At 34.0% G+C, this 20587-nt stretch carries 17 protein-coding genes; 3 read left to right on the top strand and 14 right to left on the bottom strand.

The genetic code is table 11. The annotated features are described in order from the left end of the window. Positions 1–20: 20 nt before the first annotated feature. The 12 genes from E0W69_RS03390 to gyrB form a co-directional block, all read right to left on the bottom strand. Positions 21–2318 carry an outer membrane beta-barrel protein gene (locus E0W69_RS03390; RefSeq protein ID WP_131328636.1) on the bottom strand — a complete coding sequence of 766 codons (2298 nt, stop codon included), beginning with the start codon at positions 2316–2318 and terminating at the stop codon, positions 21–23. After that, positions 2315–2728, bottom strand: coding sequence for a MauE/DoxX family redox-associated membrane protein (locus tag E0W69_RS20775; RefSeq protein WP_407690704.1), 414 nt, complete (start codon positions 2726–2728; stop codon positions 2315–2317). The genes E0W69_RS03390 and E0W69_RS20775 overlap by 4 nt, the downstream gene beginning before the upstream one ends. 57 nt (positions 2729–2785) lie before the next feature. Then, positions 2786–3781: a hypothetical protein gene (locus tag E0W69_RS03385; protein WP_131328635.1), complete on the bottom strand. Its 996-nt coding sequence runs from the start codon at positions 3779–3781 to the stop codon at positions 2786–2788. A 380-nt stretch (positions 3782–4161) separates the two neighbouring features. Next, on the bottom strand, positions 4162–4380 hold the full coding sequence (locus E0W69_RS03380) for an FAD-dependent oxidoreductase (protein ID WP_131328634.1): 219 nt from the start codon (positions 4378–4380) through the stop codon (positions 4162–4164). Positions 4381–4425: 45 nt separating this feature from the next. Next, on the bottom strand, positions 4426–5199 hold the full coding sequence (locus E0W69_RS03375; RefSeq protein ID WP_131328633.1) for a phosphatase PAP2 family protein: 774 nt from the start codon (positions 5197–5199) through the stop codon (positions 4426–4428). Between the two features lie 106 nt (positions 5200–5305). Then, complete coding sequence (locus E0W69_RS03370) at positions 5306–7819, bottom strand: phosphocholine-specific phospholipase C (RefSeq protein WP_131328632.1); 2514 nt, start codon at positions 7817–7819, stop codon at positions 5306–5308. A 187-nt stretch (positions 7820–8006) separates the two neighbouring features. Then, on the bottom strand, positions 8007–8465 hold the full coding sequence (locus E0W69_RS03365) for an Imm26 family immunity protein (protein WP_131328631.1): 459 nt from the start codon (positions 8463–8465) through the stop codon (positions 8007–8009). A gap of 49 nt (positions 8466–8514) precedes the next feature. Further along, a complete protein-coding gene (gene eutC / locus E0W69_RS03360; protein ID WP_131328630.1) occupies positions 8515–9294 on the bottom strand; it encodes an ethanolamine ammonia-lyase subunit EutC in 780 nt (259 codons plus the stop codon). A 4-nt stretch (positions 9295–9298) separates the two neighbouring features. Beyond that, a complete protein-coding gene (locus tag E0W69_RS03355; RefSeq protein ID WP_131328629.1) occupies positions 9299–10684 on the bottom strand; it encodes an ethanolamine ammonia-lyase subunit EutB in 1386 nt (461 codons plus the stop codon). A gap of 11 nt (positions 10685–10695) precedes the next feature. After that, on the bottom strand, positions 10696–12006 hold the full coding sequence (gene eat, locus E0W69_RS03350) for an ethanolamine permease (protein ID WP_131328628.1): 1311 nt from the start codon (positions 12004–12006) through the stop codon (positions 10696–10698). A gap of 50 nt (positions 12007–12056) precedes the next feature. Further along, the gene (locus E0W69_RS03345) at positions 12057–13034 is read right to left on the bottom strand and encodes a GSCFA domain-containing protein (RefSeq protein WP_131328627.1); all 978 of its coding nucleotides are present in this window, start codon (positions 13032–13034) and stop codon (positions 12057–12059) included. 78 nt (positions 13035–13112) lie between these two features. Next, positions 13113–15098 carry a DNA topoisomerase (ATP-hydrolyzing) subunit B gene (gene gyrB / locus E0W69_RS03340; protein ID WP_131328626.1) on the bottom strand — a complete coding sequence of 662 codons (1986 nt, stop codon included), beginning with the start codon at positions 15096–15098 and terminating at the stop codon, positions 13113–13115. Positions 15099–15306: 208 nt separating this feature from the next. Between gyrB and E0W69_RS03335 the strand changes: the two genes are divergently transcribed. The 3 genes from E0W69_RS03335 to E0W69_RS03325 all read left to right on the top strand — a co-directional run bounded on the left by E0W69_RS03335 (position 15307) and on the right by E0W69_RS03325 (position 17624). Beyond that, positions 15307–16449: an arginase family protein gene (locus E0W69_RS03335; protein ID WP_131328625.1), complete on the top strand. Its 1143-nt coding sequence runs from the start codon at positions 15307–15309 to the stop codon at positions 16447–16449. An 81-nt stretch (positions 16450–16530) separates the two neighbouring features. Then, positions 16531–17397 (top strand): SPFH domain-containing protein, encoded by an 867-nt coding sequence (locus tag E0W69_RS03330; RefSeq protein WP_131328624.1) that lies wholly within the window; start codon positions 16531–16533, stop codon positions 17395–17397. 23 nt (positions 17398–17420) lie between these two features. Further along, positions 17421–17624 (top strand): Arc family DNA binding domain-containing protein, encoded by a 204-nt coding sequence (locus E0W69_RS03325; RefSeq protein ID WP_225321376.1) that lies wholly within the window; start codon positions 17421–17423, stop codon positions 17622–17624. 34 nt (positions 17625–17658) lie between these two features. On the opposite strand, the gene E0W69_RS03320 is transcribed toward E0W69_RS03325, so the two are convergent. Together E0W69_RS03320 and E0W69_RS03315 are read right to left on the bottom strand one after the other, a co-directional pair. Then, positions 17659–18978 carry an aspartate kinase gene (locus E0W69_RS03320; RefSeq protein WP_131328622.1) on the bottom strand — a complete coding sequence of 440 codons (1320 nt, stop codon included), beginning with the start codon at positions 18976–18978 and terminating at the stop codon, positions 17659–17661. Positions 18979–19149: 171 nt separating this feature from the next. Continuing rightward, a complete protein-coding gene (locus E0W69_RS03315) occupies positions 19150–20574 on the bottom strand; it encodes an OmpA family protein (RefSeq protein ID WP_131328621.1) in 1425 nt (474 codons plus the stop codon). Between the last annotated feature and the right edge of the window lie 13 nt (positions 20575–20587).

The raw sequence follows: 20587 nt of genomic DNA, 5'->3' as shown, positions 1-20587 counted from the left end.
TCGCAAGTTAATTGAATTATTTATTTTTTTGTATCGGAAGGAATTACCTCTGAGCCTCCAGAACCAGCATTTCTAACACCAAACATTTGCCCTAATTTCCAGGTAAAAGAAATACTGAGAGTTCTATTATTTTGTGTCTGATGGATGTATAATCCATTTTGATAATCGGTTGCTCTATTACCTTTGTTGCCTAATAGATCATATACAGCAAAATAAATACTAACTGCTTTGCTTATTGATTTAGTATAGGAAAAGTCCAAATATACTTTTTCTCTTTTTTGAACAAAATAACTACGGTTCAAAGGATTCCAATTTGCCAAAAGAGAAAGGTCACCTACCTTACCAATGGTATAATTTGCCCGAACATCTCCTTCAAAGAAAAAACCTTTTTTAAAATTTGGCAATAAACTCTGATCACGAAAAGCAATATAACTAACTTTGGTATTTGAACGTATAGAAAAAAAGTTAGACAACTCATAATTCAAATTGAAAGAAAGTGAGTGTAGCAAATATTCACAATTGAGCCATGAGGTATAAAAAGTATAACCAGATGGAGCATCCTTACTAAACAAAGTAACAATACCATTTTGAAAATACGACCCTGTATAAGATGCTTCTAAGGATAAATTCTTTTCTAAAGTCGAAGTCAACAAAAAATCGGCCGTATATTCCTTCTCTGTTTTTAGCTGATCATCACCTCGGACAATCAACCAGTTACTATTATAATTACTATCGCTAGCTAAAGAGGACAAGTTTGGCCGGTATGTCGGGTTTGAGAATGACAATGTCAATGAATTATTATCATCAATTGTATAGCCAGCAGTTAATTTTGGATATACATAACCATGTTGATAATTAGGAACGCTGTATCCATTTATTGTAGAAAGATTCCCCACTATACTGAATTCTAAAGAATATTTTTCATTAGTAATGGCCGCACTATATCCTGTGAAAAAACTCGACTCATTAAGTATATTTTTACTAGCAGTATTTTCTTCTCCAATGGATCTTTGAATAGAATTCTGTTTAAATCTGAGACCACTGTTAAAACTCTGAGACCATTTCCAATCGCCCAAATTTTTACTTTTGGTTGTATATTTTAATGAAATATTTTCACTATAGTTTGTTTGTCTATTACTAGACAATAAATCAGTCACTATACTTTCACTCTTTAAAGAATTGTGGTTGTTAGGATTAACATCTACCAATGTCGATAGTCGAAACTTGTTACCATTGATCGTAGTCCATTGATAATTCATAAAGGCGGATACATTGAAATATCTAAATTTTGTATTAGTATACAGCGAACCATCATCAAGACTAAAAGAATGTACGTCACTATTGGACAACAAAATGTTAGATGTTAATCCAAATGTTAACAAACTTCCTTTTCGTCCCACCTTTGTGGTACTAGCAGAGAAAATGACCGTGGTAGATTTCGATTTGGTTGTATCCTTTTGAAAAACAATATTATCGTAAGAGCGTGCGGTGTACATGTTCGGAAAATCATAATGATATGCATTCAGAAAAATATTACTGCTCCATGCACCATTTTTCTTTGTATTCCGATAGGTCAGTGATGGACCAGAAACGCCAACGTCATACCCTCCAGTAATTTCTTGGAAGTGATAGGAATAAGCGTAATTGAGCGTTGTAAGGTATAATATAGCAGAATTGCCATCGGTCTCGCCGGCACTAGGAAAGGTTACTAAAGATGCCTTAGCGATAGACATCGAAGGAAGTGACAAAACCTCTGCATCAGACAATTCACGACCATCAAGAAAAACCTTTACTTTTTTCTTTCCAACCGTTTCGAGCAAAAGATTATTTGGGCTAAGGCTATTATTAACGACAAAAGGAAGTCTTTCAATCGTTTTAGATAAAGGACTAGCCCCATCCTTCATATATTTGTTCCAGTTAATCTTAATTTCGTTAGGAGCCAACGTAATCGCTTTGCGATGCCCGACTACTGTCACATTTTGAAGTCGTTTTTCTAATTGAGAAGACAGATTTATTTGTTTACCATACAAAGCTTTTACAATACCAATACCCTTACTTGTATCATATGCATCACTATAAATACTATAGTATATTGTAGATGCATTAGGCAAAAGAGATAAATCTATTAAACCTTTTTCATTGCCAATAATCTCGACGAATTTTCCATTCTGATCATTTAATGCATAACGCATCTTTGGATATTGTAGGTATTCACCAGTACTACTGTCTTTGACGATTATGGTTCGCTCTATCAATATCTGGGAATGAACTATGGTTTTTAAAAAAAGAAAAATAATGAAACAACAAAAGAATTTCATATACTCTTTTTTGGCATTTTTAGACATAAAATCAACAACATTAAACTGATTAATAAATTAATCCATATATGTTGTTTCCATGATAAGCTATTTATAATCCCTCCACATGAACATGGTAAATAAGGACTATAATTAAATAAGAAAAAGGTATAACAAGTAAAAAGTGACATTAGTAAAAATGATAGACTAACACCTAAATAAGTTGTCTTATTTATTATTAATAATATGACTAGACTAAATTCAATTACAGGAACAGCCACGCCGACCCCTGTAATAAAATGATCAGGTATGAATGGCGATTTATTAAGTGTATCTATAAATGTGTTAAAATTTAATACTTTACTCACGCCCGTACCGACAAACAAAAAAATAATTAAATAAATAGTTATTTTTTCGAAATAATAAAACATTAAAGATTTCGAATTACTCATAAACAATATTTTTTTCATAAACAATCAATACTGTAATTAATTTGCCATTTTACAAGTAGCCAGCAAGAACTTGTTACCACTTGTCAAAGCAAAATTCCCATCAAAAACACAAAAATCAGTTATTTCAATATCTGATATATTTTTTAATTCATATGAGTAAAGATATTTCAACTCAATAGAATACACATCTATGAATAACATCGCTTTTTTAGAGTACTGCTTTTTCCAATTATTTTTGAATGTGCTCAATATAAATACCTTGTTACCTAGTAGTCTAGACATAGGATGTATCAAAAATGGATTCCGCCTAAAAGAATATGTTTTGCCATTACGCGAATTTATTACATCTGGGTATTTTTCATGCTTTTCTATACTTTTAAAATTGGAAATATTTCCGTTAGAACGATTGATACATTTCACATTATTAGTATACTTAGAAATACAAAAAAGCAAGGAATCATTACTTAAAATAGAGCAGTCGGTACTTAAACCACCATCTTGGATATTTCCAAAGACACCATTATATTTTTTTAACAAGTGACCACTCCTATCTTCTAATGCAACTATATTTTTCTGTAGTGAAAAATCAAAATATTTTACAACCAGCAAATTATCGTCCGCAACAGTTGCATTGAGAGTATATATTGGAAGTTTGATATTCTTTTTTTCATGTTTTAATTCATTATTCTGTACAATCCATTGTTGTAAATTTTGATAAACATAATTAGTATAATGTTCTGTCTTTAATGTCGATAACAAATCAAACGAATTTCCAACAGGAAAAAACGAAAAATTAGACTCTTTGGTGCTTGAATATCCAGAATGTATATAATATGCAACTGGTCCATTTTGATTTCCAACATTATTTATTGGCAATGTATTCCATGCATTTTTATCTATATCAATAGAATCCAGAATAATCCTATCAAAGCTCTTTAATTCATTTCCAACATCTCTTTTAAGCTGATAAACTTTAAATATCAAAAAAAATACAAATGCTATTATAATTAAAACAGTAAATTTTAGATTCATATAATCAAAATATAAAACTCCACCTACTGAATAATTTTCAGCAAGTGGAGAATACTAAATTATTAATTCTCAATCAGCTAAATTACTACTAGGTGTGGATACACGTACTACACCTTTGATGCTCCAACCGACAGCATCACCATTATCACTTACTTCTACTCCCATGCAACACACGTTATTCTCTCTTTTTTCACAAGGAGAAGGGCAACTATGGGCTTTTATAGCATAGACAGAACCGAACGCTGAAATGACTCCACTTAAAACTAAAATCGGTAAAAGATACTTTTTCATGTTTAAACAGTTTAAATTTTTGATTAAATTAAAGATATTAACAATATTAACAATATTAACAATATTTTAACCATTTAAAAAATCATTCTTTAAGTATGGTTTTTTCTCAACATCTTCAATACTCGAATCATCCAAGTCTTGACAATACGTCGTCCTGTAACCGGGTTGATCACGCCACTCGCTATTTGCGAAGCGGTATTTTCCCTAAATTGATCTACGACAATTACGGAAAATCCTTTTTCCAATAAATAATAGGAAAGAAATGTCCCACATACACCCTGACCAACGACTATAAAATCAACATTCATGGTCGCAAGTTAATTCAAATATTTAGGGAAAATAAATGGATGATTTTATAACAATTTAACCAAACTCAGCCCGATCGTATTATTTTGGTAATAAGGTAAAATCATGGCACTTGCTTGCTTATCTTTTTTGGCAAACCATTTACTAATCGTTGGATATAACCAATAAGCCGCTTCGGTAGATAGTATTCCAAATCCTGCACCAGCAACCACATCTCCCACCCAGTGTTTATCATTGATAATACGATACGTACCTGTAAAAATAGCAATGGGATAACCTGCCAAACTCAACCAAAAATTAGAATCGTGATATTCTCTAAATAAGAATTGTGCATTTGCAAATGCCATCGCCGCGTGTCCAGAAGGAAAGGAATAATCATTAGATTGATCAGGTCTTTCTTCATGCGCAAAATGCTTGGCAGATAAAGTCGTAGCACCAAGAATTATTTGCGAGGTAGCAAATAGGATAGTTCTCTCTTTGAAATTATGTTTGCCATTCACCCCAAAAGCATTCAATCCATAAACCATTGCAGCGGGTAAATACCTAGTGTAGTCATCTAAATTATTTTTACTTGGATGATCTTCAACCACTTCATTATGTGTAGATTGATTAAGTCGCTCGAGCGGTTTTACATGCATACTTGCCACGCCATAAGCAATAAAAATCCCCGGAATTATTAATTTTTTGGGTGTAAATCTGTACATCGCACTATCTTGGCGCAGATGTAAATTCATCACAATTGAATCTTGGCTAAATGAATTGAATGAAATAAAAACTAATGTACAAATCAATAAACTATACTTACCTATCGACCTTATCATTTCCAATACCTACCTTTTATGTTTTCCTGTTAGAAATATCCAACATAAAGGTCTTTCTGAAAATTGTAGAAATTCTGAATTTTTAGGTTCAGAATTTCTATTTAAATCAAATATTAAGCAATGGATCTGAAAAACTTTCTTTCAAACTATCAATTCTTCCAGCAAAATGCCAATGAAAGTCTTTATTTGTATCAGATTCTAATTTTAAATCATACCATCCAAAACTCTTATCCAAATTGAGCGTCACTGAAATGGAATTATTGGGCTCTACCGTTTTAGTAATGGGTGCTTGACCATAAGCAGGATCTGTAATTACAAATTCTTGTTTAGTTTCGCTTGTATTGTTCGCAATCAATACAGCTTTACCATAACTATTTTTATCAATTTTATAGTTGAGTTCAAATTGCAAATTAGGTTTACCATTCCCTTTACAAGCGCGATAAAACCCATTGGGTCCATATAAATTGAAATGATAGGAACCATCATTTTCAGGAGTAAAATTATAGTCTAATTTATCGCCAGGAGCCACTGTAAAATTCCACAATTGAATATTCTCGGGATTATCAAAAGCATATACTGTAAAAGGCGCGCCAGCAGCTTTTTTCCCAAAAAGAGATGTTGCTGCACTCAAATTCAAAACAATTTTATCCGAATCAATTATAAAATTGCCATACAACTCATATGGCAAAATATTGGAATTACGTAGTCCATTTTCTTGAAAAAAGGTACGAACTTCACGCATTTCTTGGAAAGATTTTGCCTTTTTAATTTTTTCTATTTCAGTAGATACTAATGGATGTATGCCTTCTGGTACAGGTTTATATTTAGCCTCATCTATTTGTTGCACATATTCATTACGTTCTAAGAATTTTGGTAATTTGATTTTCGCTCCATTATATGGACGAAAAACAGAATGTAAATCTCCGCAAATTGCACGACGCCAATCTGTAACATTAGGACATTTGACGTCCTTTTTTACTTTTCTTGATACGAATCCTTCAATCAATTGAACTACGGAAGTATGATCAAATATTTGAGAATTTACATAGCCACCGCGAGACCAAGGAGAAGCAACTATAAAAGGTACGCGATATCCCAAACCGATCGGCCCAGAATGTGCATTCTTTTCACTTATACCTTTCTTCTTAAGTTCATCTTCCATAGTTACATATTCAGAAGATAGTTGTTTGATCGATTCGGAAACTTTACCAGTAGATTCATCTTTATAATCAGGAGCAACAAATGGGGGGAGATGGTCAAAATAACCATCATTTTCATCATAAGTCAATATAAAAATGGTCTTTTTCCAAACTTCTGGATTTTCAGTCAAAATATCCAATGCCTCAGATACATACCAGGCGCCAAACCAAGGCGCAGAAGGATGATCCGAAAAAGCTTGAGGAGCTACCAACCAAGAAACGGAGGGCAATTTACCAGACTTTACATCTTTTCGAAATCCTGCTAATACATCAGATTTGGGGACTTGCATTTTACGTTTTGTTCCTTTATCATCATAATTTACAGTTTCTATACTATGATAATTGGGATCAAAAGAATTGGTATAAAAAGCTTTATCATGCAGATCCTTTTCAACTGGAGATAAATTCTTCGCTAGATCAGCATTTGTCCGATCTAATTCTTCATTGTATTTTAACAGGTTATTTTTCCGACGATTTAATTCCACCTTCGCGTCTTTATCATCAGGATTAGCGATTAATTTATCTTCATAGTTTTGAATCTCCTTTTTTAAATTATCAATTTTAGCAACTATAATGTTTTTATATTTATCCGAACGACGAACATGATATTGTGTAAAAAATTCGAGTGGATTATCTGTAAAATTTCCTAACCAAAAATCTTCTTGGTAGTTCATTTCATTTTCTAAAGAAATTTCATTTTGATAGACCTTCCAACTAATACCATTTTCTTCCAACATCTCTGGAACCGTAGCCCAATCAACTTCCGAACTATAATCGGCTTCTTCATTTCTTACCAATGCCGGCTCATTAGGATCAGCATTTTTCCTCAATGCACCACTAAAAAAATACAGACGATTTGGGGTAGTTCCTGTCAAACTTGAACAAAAATGATGATCACAAACTGTAAATGCATCCGCCATTGCATAGTTGAATGGAATATCTTCTCTTTTATAGTAACCCAAGGTCATTGGTTTACCCTCAAATCCCTTATATCCAGTTCTTTTAGCATTTAACCAATTATCATATTTTCCATTATTCCTCGCACTCAACTGATCCCCCCAAGAGTGCGGCAAACCACCCATCCACGTAATTTTCGTATCTTTTATATCTAAATGGAAAGGCGTATATGTTTCGCCTTTTTTATTTGACTGTAACCAAACTGGATTACCATTCGGAAGTGCAATTGCGCGAGGATCATTGAAACCACGCACACCATTCAAAGCCCCAAAACAATGATCAAATGATCTATTTTCTTGCATAAGCAAAACAATATGTTCTGCATCTTCAAATGTCGATCCTAATTTGGGGTTAATTTTTAAAGCTTTTTGAATAGATGCGGGTAAGGTTGACCATAAGCCGACACCTCCGGCTAATAGACTTGTCTTTTTGATAAAATCTCTTCTAGAATCTTCTCCGTTCATATAGTATATTTAATAAAAATAACATTGATTTTTAAATGAAATATATTCATACTCCTGTTTCAAATTAATACAATAGTAATATAATTCTATAGTACTTATATTACTATTGTATTAATTTGGAACAAATAAGCAAAGGCTAACAAACAGATTATAAATTCTCACTACACCTTGCATTATTTGTATATTTTTAATCTTTAATTTTTAAGGATTCATACCAAACATTTAAACGTCCTTCAAAATAATCAATAATTCGATCTTCGATATGCTCGGGTTCCCATACTGCTGCACGTTCTAGCCCCAAACATTCAGATTTTTGAGACTGTTTAATTTCTCCAGTATTTGGATCGTAGAGTTCAATTTGATTATAATTAAATGTATCTTGGATAAACTCCATTGGCAATACTCTTAAATTTGGTTCAAGTTCAATTATTCCAATAATTATCCAGCGATTTTTTGATATAGCATATTTATATACGGAATTTATAAAAATAATCTCAGCGTTTTTAATGAATTCTAAATCCAATATTTTATTTTCTGAATAAATATTATAAAATGCAAAACTTGCTTTAGCTAAGATTCTACCATATGAAAACATTCCATTAGGTAATAAAATTTCTATAAAAGCACCTTCTTTCCTAATTGCCATGTTTCTAATTTATTTGAAGCTATCACAACAGCAATAGTTTTTAATTAATTTAGGATTTATCAAGTGTAAATTCATCATTTGAATAATTATCTTTCAACTGTACACCTGTCAATTTCCGTTGAAATGCCTCTTGAATTAGGTAATATATCTTATCTGCGGCAATTAGACTTGATAAACCACCGACTCTGATATTAGAAATACAATTTCTTACTTCATCTGTCAATCCTAGTTTAGGAGCATATGTTATGTATGCACCCAAACTATCAAAAGACTTCAAACCTGGCCGCTCTCCTATTAATTGAATTACAATCTTAGCTTCTAAAATTTCCCCAATTTCATCACCAATCGCAACTCTTGCATTTTCCACTAAAACTATTGGAGCGATCTTATAATTGGATTTTTGCACATTAATTTTGAATAAATTTTCAAGTAGAGGGATTAAATTTTCATTGATAGCTTTTGCAGACAAACCGTCACCAGCTACAATCAATATGTCGTATCCTTTAGGAATCGATTTATCTAAAATAATCGCTTTAGAAGTTGAAGAAAGTACACGACCTTTATCTGGTCTTTTTAGATAGGTATCACGATCCTCAGCTTGAGATTTTAGAACTATAAGATCTATACCTAATTCACTAATTTGTCTAGTAATATTGTCAGTATCTAAATGAGAATAAACCGCATCTCTCGCATGCGCATGAGCTAATTTAAAAGATAAAACTTCTTTCATCGGAATAGAAATCCCCGTATGTCCCAATCCAATGCGAGCACTAGTGAATTGCTGCATCTTTGACCAAAAATCCTCTTCCGTAATTTCCTTCCCTCCCATTTCCCTATACATTTAAAGCTTTAAAAAATGAATTAGAAAGAAATTGTTTGGATGATAATAAATTATAGTTTTCATCTACCCAGCCATGATTTAATAGCCAATTCTCAAACTCTGGAGCTGCTTTTAATCCCAAAACTTTACGTAAATAAAGCGCATCATGAAATGAAGTAGTTTGATAGTTTAACATTATATCATCAGAACCAGGAATTCCCATAATGAAATTAATGCCAGCAACTCCAAGTAAGGTCATTAAATTATCCATATCATCTTGATCTGCATTGGCATGATTGGTATAGCATATATCCATACCCATCGGTAGACCTAATAATTTACCACAAAAATGATCTTCTAATCCTGCACGACTAATCTGTTTACCATCATAAAGATACTCTGGTCCAATAAAGCCAACTACAGAATTCACCAATAATGGTTTATAGTGTCTTGCAACAGCATAAGCACGGCACTCTAATGTTTGTTGATCCACACCAAAATGTGCATTTGCAGAGAGCGCACTTCCTTGTCCTGTTTCAAAATACATCAGATTATTTCCAATAGTTCCTCTCTTTAAAGATAAACCCGCCTCATAACCTTCTTGTAATATTTGCAAATTAATGCCGAAACTTTCATTTGCTTTTTGCGAACCAGCAATCGACTGAAAAACAAGATCTACTGGAACTTTTTTTTCTATTAATTCTATCGTTGTAGTAATATGTGTTAAGACACAATTTTGTATAGGAATTTGAAACTTTTCCCGTAATCCATCTAACATATACAATAGCTGGGAAACATTTGCAGGACTATCTGTTGCAGGATTTATGCCAATCACAGCATCTCCATTTCCGTACATGAGTCCATCAACAATAGAAGCGGCAATACCTTGTTTATCATCCGTCGGGTGATTAGGTTGTAGACGAGTAGAAAGATGCCCACTAAGACCAATCGTATTTCTAAATTGTGTTACATTCTCACATTTCTTTGCGACTAAGATTAAATCCTGATTACGCATCAGTTTAGAGACAGCAGCAACCATTTCAGGCGTAAGACCTTTGGATATTTGTTGTAAAACTATAGTATTCGCTTTTTCACTCAATAACCAATCACGCAATTCCCCAACGGTAAGCGTTGAAATTTTAGCAAATGCATTTAAATCATGTGTATCGGAAATTAGCCTAGTGATATCATCAGACTCATAAGGAATTACCCACTCTTCCAAAAAATATTTCAATGGTACATCCGCCAAAATCATTTGAGCAACGACACGTTCCTCATTCGTCTCTGCTGCAATACCTGCCAATTCATCACCCGAACGATTCGGGGTGGCTTTAGCTAATAAAGTTTTAAGATCATGAAAAACATACTTTTTGGTACCAATGATTTGCGAAAATGCCATAATACGATTATTTAATCCATTGGATGAATATTTTTATATTTTCCCGTAAGGTAAAAGATTAGCAATAAAATCCCTAATCCAATAAAAAAGATAACACAAATTTTCCCATAACTAACCATCATCGCAACCAATGCAATTATAGATAAAATGAGCGCAATAGCTGGAAAAATGGGATAAAATGGTGCTTTGTAGGGTCGTTCCATTTCAGGTGCAACTTTTCTCAACTTAAACAAACCTAACATACTTACAATGTACATCACCACTGCTCCTACAGTTGCCATAATAACTAATTGATCCGTTTTTAAATATTTCAAAGAAAACAATCCAATCAATCCACCGAGCAACAATGCCCAATAAGGTACTTGCCTTTTTGAACTTACTTTTCCAAATATTTTGGGTAAATATCCGTCTCTCGCTAATGCAAATATTTGACGTGAATAACCTATAATAATTCCATGAAATGAGGCAATCAATCCAAACAAACCGATCCCTGCAAAGATTTTTGTCCATTGATTATTTCGCCCTAATACAATTCCGATAGACTCAGGTAAAGGATAATCCAAATGATCGAGCTGGTGCCAAGGTGCCGTACCTCCAACGGCAAACATGACACCAATCGCCAATACAGCTAAAGTAATCATAGCAGAACTATAACCACGTGCAATCGTCCTTTTTCCGCCTTTTACTTCCTCTGCTACCATAGCAATTCCTTCCAAACAGACATATAACCAAATCGCAAATGGCAAAGCGGCAAATACGCCTTTCCACCCAAAGGACATTGCATCTGTCATAAAGTTTTTGGATTCAAAATGCGGCAAAGTAATTCCCATAAATATCAACAATTCTAAAATCGCCAATATGGTCATGATTAAAGAAAAACATGCAGCTTCTTTTATTCCCAATAAATTTATTCCAGTAAATAAAAAATAACTCACAACCGCAACAGTCATTACTGGCAATTGCGGATGTAGAAAATGAACATAATTTCCCAATGCTAAGGCAATAGCCGGTGTTGCAAATAGAAATTCAATTAATGTAGCATAACCAGCTATAAATGCACCAATAGGACCAAAAGCTTTCATCGCATAAGAAAAAGGACCTCCGGCTTTAGGAATGGAAGTGGTGAGTTCTGTAAAACTAAATATGAAGGTGAAATAAAGTACTGTAATAATAATAGTGGCAATCAATAAGCCAACCGTACCCGCAACAGACCAGCCATAATTCCATCCAAAATATTCACCGGATATAACCAAACCAACACCAATACCCCAAAGGTGTAACGGTGTTAATGCTTTTTTTAAAGTAGTATTTTCTTGCGCCATTTGTAGTAATTAGATAGCTCAATATACTAAAAATGGTTGAAAATTAGAGCTTAATTTATTTTGAAAAATGCTAGCTCTTTTTCGAAATTTAAGTAAGGATATTTTTCCGCTAGTTCTTGACAAAGTTCATAGTTCTTTTGTAAAAATTTTTGATGGCTTTCACTTTCAGGATTAAAAGGTTTATGTTTTTTCGCTAAATAAATTTTATGCATTATTTCCGAAAATTTGATCGTTTCTTCGGACATACTATAATTTTTAAATAAGTCCAAAACATACGCTGTTCCTGCATAATTCGGATGAACAAGGTCTGCATCGTAAAATCTATAATCACGCAATACATCTATCAAAATTTCGTACGCAGGAAAATAATGAATGCGATCAAATTTGTCTACTAAATGATGGGCAGCTTCTAATAGTCGTGCTTTACTTCGATTATTTTCAACAATTCCATCTTTAATATGCCGAACTGGACTAATAGTAAAAATTACTTGCACATCTTTATTAAAATGAAATAATCGATAGAGCATTATATCAAATGCACGAATAATCTCTTCAATAGTCATCATATTTTTGCGAAACTGATTTCCAGGAACTTTATGACAATTGGCGACGGATCTATTTTCGGATAAAAAAGTATAGTTATAAGCCGTACCTAAGGTTATAATCAACCACTTTGTTTCTTTTAAGAATTGATACCCATTTTCAATAGAATTATTCATTTTTTCCAAAGCAATATTAGGTTCTAATGCAGAATATGCACTATGAAAATCCCAATGATGCCAAATTTCAGTCCTCTCAAATAGTTCCGATTTTTCTACCTTTCGGTTTTCGATTAATCGAATAACATTATTGGAAATTGTAAGTGGATCGAATATTATTCCAAATGGGTTTTGAAAAACATTAAATTTATCATTTTCCAAAAAACTACCAATATGTTCCGTAAAACAGGAGCCTAATAGCATCAGTTTATCTTCATAAGTTATAGTTGGTTGTACCTTCGGAATATTGATCGGAATTTGAAATTGCATTTGAAATACTTTTTTCTACTAATAATAAAACCCTGATTACTCAGGGTTTTATACAAATTTATAAACTATAATTTCTATTTAGATATCTAATTTTGCATATGTCGCATTTTCTTCGATGAATTGTCTACGTGGAGCAACTTCATCTCCCATCAACATACTAAATACAGAATCGGCACTTGCAGCACTTTCTAAAGTTACTTTTTTCAAAGTACGACGTGCTGGATCCATTGTAGTTTCCCACAATTGTTCTGCATTCATTTCACCCAAACCTTTATATCGTTGCACATTCACACTTTCATCTTTTCCTTTACCAATACGAGCAATAAGCGCTTTACGTTGCTCCTCATTGTAGGCATATTCCATTTCTTTACCTTTTTTAACTAAGTAAAGTGGTGGTTGCGCAAGATATACGTGACCTAATTCCAACAAGGTTTTCATATATCTATAAATAAAGGTCAAAATTAATGTCGCAATGTGGCTACCATCGACGTCGGCATCGGTCATGATAATCAATTTGTGATATCTAATTTTAGATGTATTCAAAGCTTTTGGATCTTCTGGAGTTCCGATGGTTACCCCCATCGCGGCGAACATATTACGAATTTCTTCATTATCGTAGATCTTATGTTCTAATGCTTTTTCCACATTCAAAATCTTACCTCTCAAAGGCAAAATTGCTTGATAGTTTCTATCACGACCTTGTTTAGCAGTACCACCCGCAGAATCTCCTTCCACTAAGTATAATTCACATTTTTCAGGATCACGCTCACTACAATCGGCTAATTTACCCGGCAAACCGCTTCCACTAATACCACTTTTACGTTGGATTTTATCACGAGCAGCTTTTGCCGCAACACGCGCTTGTGCAGCAAGAATTACCTTACTAATAATATTTTTAGCTTCTTTAGGATTTTCTTCTAAGAAATTTTCCAAAGCACGCGCAACAGTTGTCTGTACGACACCACTTACCTCATTGTTACCCAATTTAGTTTTCGTTTGTCCTTCAAACTGTGGTTCTGGTACTTTTACCGAAATAATCGCACTCAAACCTTCACGGAAATCATCCCCTTCTATCTGAACTTTTGCTTTTTCAAATAATTTTTCACGATCACCATAACCTTTGAATACACGTGTTAAGGCTTGACGGAAACCAGTTACGTGCGTACCACCTTCGATCGTATTGATATTATTTACATAAGAGTAAATATGTTCTTTAAAATCGTCATTGTAGGTCATAGCTACTTCCACAGCGACATTAGAATTCTCATCCAAACCTTCCACATATACAGGATTCGGAATCAAAGGAAGACGACTTGAACTTTCATCTAGTAATTTGATATATTCAATAATACCACCTTCACTATAGAATGTTTCTGTATAAGATTCACCCGTTTCAGGATTTTTCTCTCTTTCATCTGTTAAAGTGATTCTGATTTGCTTATTCAAATAAGCCAATTCACGTAAGCGATTTTCCAAAATAGATCTTTTGTAAACCGTTGTCAAGGTGAAGATGGACGCATCTGGCCAAAAATGAACCGTGGTACCTGTCGTGTCCGCAGTTCCAATTTCTCGTACAGAATATTGAGGAATACCGATACTATATTCTTGTTCGAATATTTTACCTTCTCTCTTTACAGTAACGTGAAATTTGGTACTCAAAGCGTTCACACAACTCACACCCACACCGTGCAAACCACCGGAAACCTTGTACGTATTTTTATCAAATTTACCACCCGCGTGCAACACAGTCATGACGACCTCCAATGCACTCTTATTTTCTTTAGTATTAATACCTGTAGGAATACCACGTCCATCATCCTGAACCAAGATGGAGTTATCTTCACATATAGTAACTTCAATATTTTTACAATATCCAGCTAAAGCCTCATCAATAGAGTTATCGACAACCTCGTAAACTAGGTGATGTAAACCTTTTTCGCCTATATCACCGATGTACATCGCTGGACGTTTTCTTACAGCTTCTAAACCTTCTAATACTTGTATACTATCGGCTCCATAACCACCAGACGCAGCATCGTCGGTCTTTTTTATTTCTTCGCTCATATTTTTTCCTTTCCTACGCATCGCGCGCAGACACGCGAAAATACGATTTTTTAGCCAGATTATCAAGTAAATCAGCAGCAAACATCCACATGTTTTCCCCAATTATTTTTCAGGGAAAAAGTCTAATTTTATAAAGAAATCGAGATTAACTTTTTTAGGCAAAAACTTTTTTGGTAGGTTTGCGCTTTACGTTAAAAATCATTCAAAAATGTCTTCATTTTCTTTAGAGAGTATCGCAGATTTTCTTGCGCCGATCAATATATTTGAAATTTCCAGCGACGAAGGTTTTCGCGAAACCCAACAAGGAAAACATATTCTTTGTAATACAGAGTCCTTACCAGATATTACTCATGCAGACTTGATTATATTGGGATGTGGCGATTCTAGAGGTGCATTCGAAGCTAAAATTGATGACGAAACCCCCAATAGCATTCGTACAGAATTTTATAATTTATACAAATGGCATGACGACGTACAAGTAGCCGATTTGGGAAATGTAAAATCAGGATTTACATTACAAGATACTTATGCAGCACTGTGTGCTATTTTGAAAGAATTAATTCCGTTGGGTAAAAAAATAGTGATTCTTGGTGGTAGCCATGATTTAACAGCTGCGCAATACGATGCTTATGCGGCTTCGCAAAAAATTATTCATATTTCTAATATCGACGCTCGAATTGATTTGGATATGGATAGCGCATTACCTGTAGATAATTTCCTATTGCCCATATTTACCCAAGAACCCAATTTTATCAAATCCTACAATCATATTGGATTCCAAAGCTATTTGGTACATCCAGGAATGTTGGAAACCATTGACAAATTAAGATTTGATTGTTATCGTGTCGGAAAAATTAAGGACAATATTGAAGCAATGGAGCCAGTGATTCGATATTCTGACATGGTAAGTTTTGACATTGCTGCGATTCAAAATGCGCATGCACCAGCAAATCATATTACCCCCAATGGATTTAATGGCGAAGAAGCTTGTACATTGATGCAATATGCAGGCTTTTCTAATAAAGTTTCCACCATTGGAATTTATGGCTTGAAAAAAGAACGTGATTTACATAACCTTACATCCAAACAAATGGCGCATATGCTTTGGTATATTATGGATGGTATACATCAAAGTAAAGAAGAAGCGACAATTGATGAAAGAGAACATTTCATGGAGTATCATGTAAGATTTGCCGAAATCGAATCTACATTTTTACAAAGTAAAATTACGGGGAAATGGTGGATGGACGTACCAGAAATTGGATTCATCCCTTGCAGTAAAGAGGATTATCTTATTGCCGCAAAAAATGACATTCCGGAGCGTTGGTTACGAACCATCGAAAGAAACTAATAAAAAAGCCGAAAAAATATTTTTTTCGGCTTTTTTATTTAATCTCAAAATTTAATATAATTTTGATATCAAATTGATATCATGGAAAAATTAATCAAACCTGTTTCTGGTTTTGCAGCTTTATCCTTTGGCATCTTACTAATACTAATTGCCATAGCTAACTTTATTTTAAATGTGCCTCACAATCCATTAATGATTATTATATCATTTGTGGCATTTATCATCGCCATATTCCTATTCAAAGGAATATTAGTTGTCAATCCCAACCACTCAAAAGTGTGCGTATTTTTTGGAAATTACGTAGGTACTGTTAAAGCAAATGGGCTTTTATTTGTGAATCCATTTTTCCGAAAATTTACAATTTCCTTACGTGCAGAAAATTTGGAAAGTTCGAGATTAAAAGTCAATGATAGCATGGGCAATCCTATTGAAATCGGTGCCGTAATTGTTTGGCAAGTAAAAGATACCTATAAAGCGGCATTTGAAGTCTCCCAATATTTGCAATATGTTAAAATACAAAGCGAAGCAGCCATTCGTCATCTTGCCACCAGCTTCCCATATGACAATTTGGAAGATGAAAATGCAACTATCACATTGCGAGATGGTGCAGAAAAAGTAACAGAAATGCTCGTACAAGAACTAAACGAAAGATTAGCATTTGCAGGTGTACACGTTTTGGAAGCGCGTATTAGTCATCTAGCATATGCAGCAGAAATCGCAGGTGCAATGCTGCAAAGACAACAAGCGACAGCAATTGTGGCAGCGAGAGCGAAAATCGTAGAAGGCGCCGTTGGCATGGTAGAGACCGCACTGGAACTTTTATCCAAAAAAAATATTGTAGAGCTGGATGATGAAAGAAAAGCTGCGATGGTAAGCAACTTAATGGTGGTTCTTTGTGGTGAAAAATCCGCTACTCCAGTGATGAACACAGGCTCTCTTTATCAATAATTTTCTCATTAACTTTTGGCATTGTGGCAGCGAAAAAATTTGTACTTCGGATAGACGATAAAATGTACGCAGCATTGGAAAAATGGGCCGCTGACGAATTTAGAAGCGTCAACGGTCAGATTGAATGGATCATACAGCAACAACTCAAAAGCACCAATCGACTTTTACCTAAATTACGTGATGAAAAAGAAATTAGTTCAGAAATAACAACGCACTCAGAAGATTGAGTGCGTTGTTATTTAAATAAAACATTCTTAATTATTAGAGATCAAAAACACCTTTATTTATAGTTTGTAACATTTGGATTTTATAGTCTTTATGTACTAAAAAAGAAATATTATGCAAACTACCACCGTAGCTAATCATGCGAACTGGAATATCATGAATGGTATCGAATATTTTTTTCAAAACATCTCTAGTTTCCGCTATATGATCCCCCACTACAGAAACTATAGTCATATCGTGATCTACTTCCACGGTTCCAAATGGTTCTAATTCTTTAACTATTGGTTTCAAATTTTCATCCGAATCTATAGTAACAGAGACTGCCACTTCAGATGTGGTAATCATATCAATAGAAGTTTTATATTTTTCAAAAACTTCAAATATTTTTCTCAAAAATCCATACGCCAAAAGCATACGACTACTCTTAATTTTGATAGCGATAATCCCATCTTTGGCAGCGACCGCTTTTGCTCCATGAGTAAATACTTTTTGTTGGATAGTAGTCCCTTTCGCACTTGGTTCCATCGTATTCAAAAGTTTCACTGGAACATGTGTTTGTTGCGCCGGCCAGATGCAAGTAGGATGTAAAATCTTTGCACCAAAATATGCCAACTCAGAAGCTTCATCAAAACTCAACTCCTCTATTGGATGCGTTTTATCAACGATTCGGGGATCATTATTGTGCATACCATCAATATCTGTCCATATTTCACATACACTCGCCTCTATTGCCGCAGCAATCAATGAAGCTGTATAATCACTCCCCCCTCTTTTCAAATTATCCACTTCACCCCTAGAATTGCGGCAAATATATCCTTGGGTTACAAAAAGTTTTTTGTCTGTATGTTTCTTGAGTAAAGCAGTTAATTTATTTCGGATAATAGGAAGATGCGGCTCACCTTCTTCATCAATACTCATAAATTCCAATGCAGGAATAAGCAAATGATCCACACCAATTTCGGATAAATAAATATCAAATAGTTTGGTACTCATTAATTCACCTTGCGCCAAAATATCTTTTGCCAAAGCCTCACTAAAAGATATTTTTAAAATGATATGCAAAAATTCAAAATGCTCTCCGATTATCACTAAGGCTTTTTGCCTATATTCTTCCTTAGTTAAAAGCTGATTGATAAATAACTTATAGTGAATATGTAAATCTTCAATAATTTTCTCTGCACCTTCCTTATCAAAAGCTGCCAACTTATCACTGATCTGAACCAATGAATTAGTCGTTCCACTCAAAGCGCTTAATACGACGATTTTAGGTTCTACCTCTTTCGTAATTAACTCAGCCACTTGATGCATTCTTTCCGGTTTTCCTACGGAAGTGCCTCCAAATTTCATCACTTTCATAAATAGATATTTAATTTCTATACATTTTCCGATCAAAATCGGGATAGCGAATATAATGTATCTAAATTAAATTCAACATGTACAAATTTGCAATTCATTTTTAAACATAAAAAAGCGGATCGTTTTGCAACGATCCGCTCTATATTTTAAACTAATTATTCGAAAATAATATTAGAATAATTTGAATTCAACACGACGATTCATTTGACGTCCTGCTTCAGTTTTGTTAGATGCAATTGGATTTGCCTTACCAAAACCTTCAGATACTATTTGAGATTCGTTTACACCTTGAGCAACTAAATATTCTTTAACTGCATTAGCACGTTCTTTAGATAATTTCAAGTTTGCTGCTACACTACCTACGTTATCAGTATAACCAGATAATTTTAAATTGAAGTTTTTAGCTTTCAACAAATCAGCCAAACGATCCAATGCAGCATCAGAGTGTTCACGAATTGTTGCTTTTGCGAAATCAAATTCAAGATTTTTAACCGCATCAGTTACAACTTGTTGATCTTCTTTAGTGATCACTCTTTCTTGTTTGATGATCGTATTAGTCAATTTGATTGGGCAACCAGATCCATCAACTTGAGTACCAGATGGCGTATTTGGACATTTATCAAATAAATCAGAAACACCATCTCCATCTGAATCAACTTTTGCTGCATCTAATTGACTTTGCAAATTAGCAACATCTGTATTGTGTTTTGCAGATTGAGCTTCTAATTCTTCTTGTTGAGCAGCCAATTGAGCTTTTAATGCATTGTTTTTATCCCAAAGATCTTGTGCTAACGCATGAGCTGGGTTATGTTGGATCAATTGAGGTTTATTTTTCTTACCAATAGCAAACTCAAGACCTAAATTCAATTGAGAAAATTGATCTCTGTTATTGTAAGTAGTATTGGAAACACCATCAAAATCTTTAGCATTTACTAAATTTACTTTGTAGTTCAAATCCAAATTTACAGTGTTAGACAATATAAATTTAGCACCAATACCAACAGGTAAATAGAATTCGTTTCTATAAGTGTTACCACCTGTAGTTGGAACCAACTGACCATCATTTTCTGTTTTAAATCTCATCGTACCACCACCAGCAGTTACGTATGGAATAAAGGCTGTTTTACCATGCAACCAGTTTACTGTACCAAAATTAAATACAGCATTCATTGAAATTGCATAATCAATACTTGTTTTAAAATCCGTAGCATCAGCAACACCGCCTCTAATTGAGCTTGTTGTTGTTTGGCTACCCTTAACACTCCCTTTAACTACACCGCGCATGAAATCTGCTTGTAAAGCGAAATTATGCGACAATTGCTTTCTTAAATAACCACCATAAAGAAGGTCTACAGTTTTAGGGTTGAAATTATTGAAATAATTTCCACTACCGTTTGGCAAACCAAATGGAGCAGAACCTCCACCATAGAAACCAAAAGACCAAGTGCGCATACCTTCTACACCACTGAAAGGAACAACTCTACCTTGTTCAGAAGCTTGTAAAGAATCGCTTGTAGCGTCTTGTGCAGATACTGTACCTGCAACTGCAGCTGCCAATGCAGCCATAATGACTTTTTTGTTCATTTTGTTTATCATAAGAATTTAATTT

Source organism: Rhizosphaericola mali (genome assembly GCF_004337365.2).
GTDB lineage: Bacteria > Bacteroidota > Bacteroidia > Chitinophagales > Chitinophagaceae > Rhizosphaericola > Rhizosphaericola mali.
This window is presented reverse-complemented; position numbering and strand designations above follow the sequence as displayed.

Bases quoted from the DNA above. Each gene is read 5' to 3' on its own strand.
- E0W69_RS03390 (WP_131328636.1), bottom strand. From the start codon at position 2,318: ATGAAATTCTTTTGTTGTTTCATTATTTTTCTTTTTTTAAAAACCATA.
- E0W69_RS20775 (WP_407690704.1), bottom strand. From the start codon at position 2,728: ATGTTTTATTATTTCGAAAAAATAACTATTTATTTAATTATTTTTTTG.
- E0W69_RS03385 (WP_131328635.1), bottom strand. From the start codon at position 3,781: ATGAATCTAAAATTTACTGTTTTAATTATAATAGCATTTGTATTTTTT.
- E0W69_RS03380 (WP_131328634.1), bottom strand. From the start codon at position 4,380: ATGAATGTTGATTTTATAGTCGTTGGTCAGGGTGTATGTGGGACATTT.
- E0W69_RS03375 (WP_131328633.1), bottom strand. From the start codon at position 5,199: ATGATAAGGTCGATAGGTAAGTATAGTTTATTGATTTGTACATTAGTT.
- E0W69_RS03370 (WP_131328632.1), bottom strand. From the start codon at position 7,819: ATGAACGGAGAAGATTCTAGAAGAGATTTTATCAAAAAGACAAGTCTA.
- E0W69_RS03365 (WP_131328631.1), bottom strand. From the start codon at position 8,465: ATGGCAATTAGGAAAGAAGGTGCTTTTATAGAAATTTTATTACCTAAT.
- eutC (WP_131328630.1), bottom strand. From the start codon at position 9,294: ATGGGAGGGAAGGAAATTACGGAAGAGGATTTTTGGTCAAAGATGCAG.
- E0W69_RS03355 (WP_131328629.1), bottom strand. From the start codon at position 10,684: ATGGCATTTTCGCAAATCATTGGTACCAAAAAGTATGTTTTTCATGAT.
- eat (WP_131328628.1), bottom strand. From the start codon at position 12,006: ATGGCGCAAGAAAATACTACTTTAAAAAAAGCATTAACACCGTTACAC.
- E0W69_RS03345 (WP_131328627.1), bottom strand. From the start codon at position 13,034: ATGCAATTTCAAATTCCGATCAATATTCCGAAGGTACAACCAACTATA.
- gyrB (WP_131328626.1), bottom strand. From the start codon at position 15,098: ATGAGCGAAGAAATAAAAAAGACCGACGATGCTGCGTCTGGTGGTTAT.
- E0W69_RS03335 (WP_131328625.1), top strand. From the start codon at position 15,307: ATGTCTTCATTTTCTTTAGAGAGTATCGCAGATTTTCTTGCGCCGATC.
- E0W69_RS03330 (WP_131328624.1), top strand. From the start codon at position 16,531: ATGGAAAAATTAATCAAACCTGTTTCTGGTTTTGCAGCTTTATCCTTT.
- E0W69_RS03320 (WP_131328622.1), bottom strand. From the start codon at position 18,978: ATGAAAGTGATGAAATTTGGAGGCACTTCCGTAGGAAAACCGGAAAGA.
- E0W69_RS03315 (WP_131328621.1), bottom strand. From the start codon at position 20,574: ATGATAAACAAAATGAACAAAAAAGTCATTATGGCTGCATTGGCAGCT.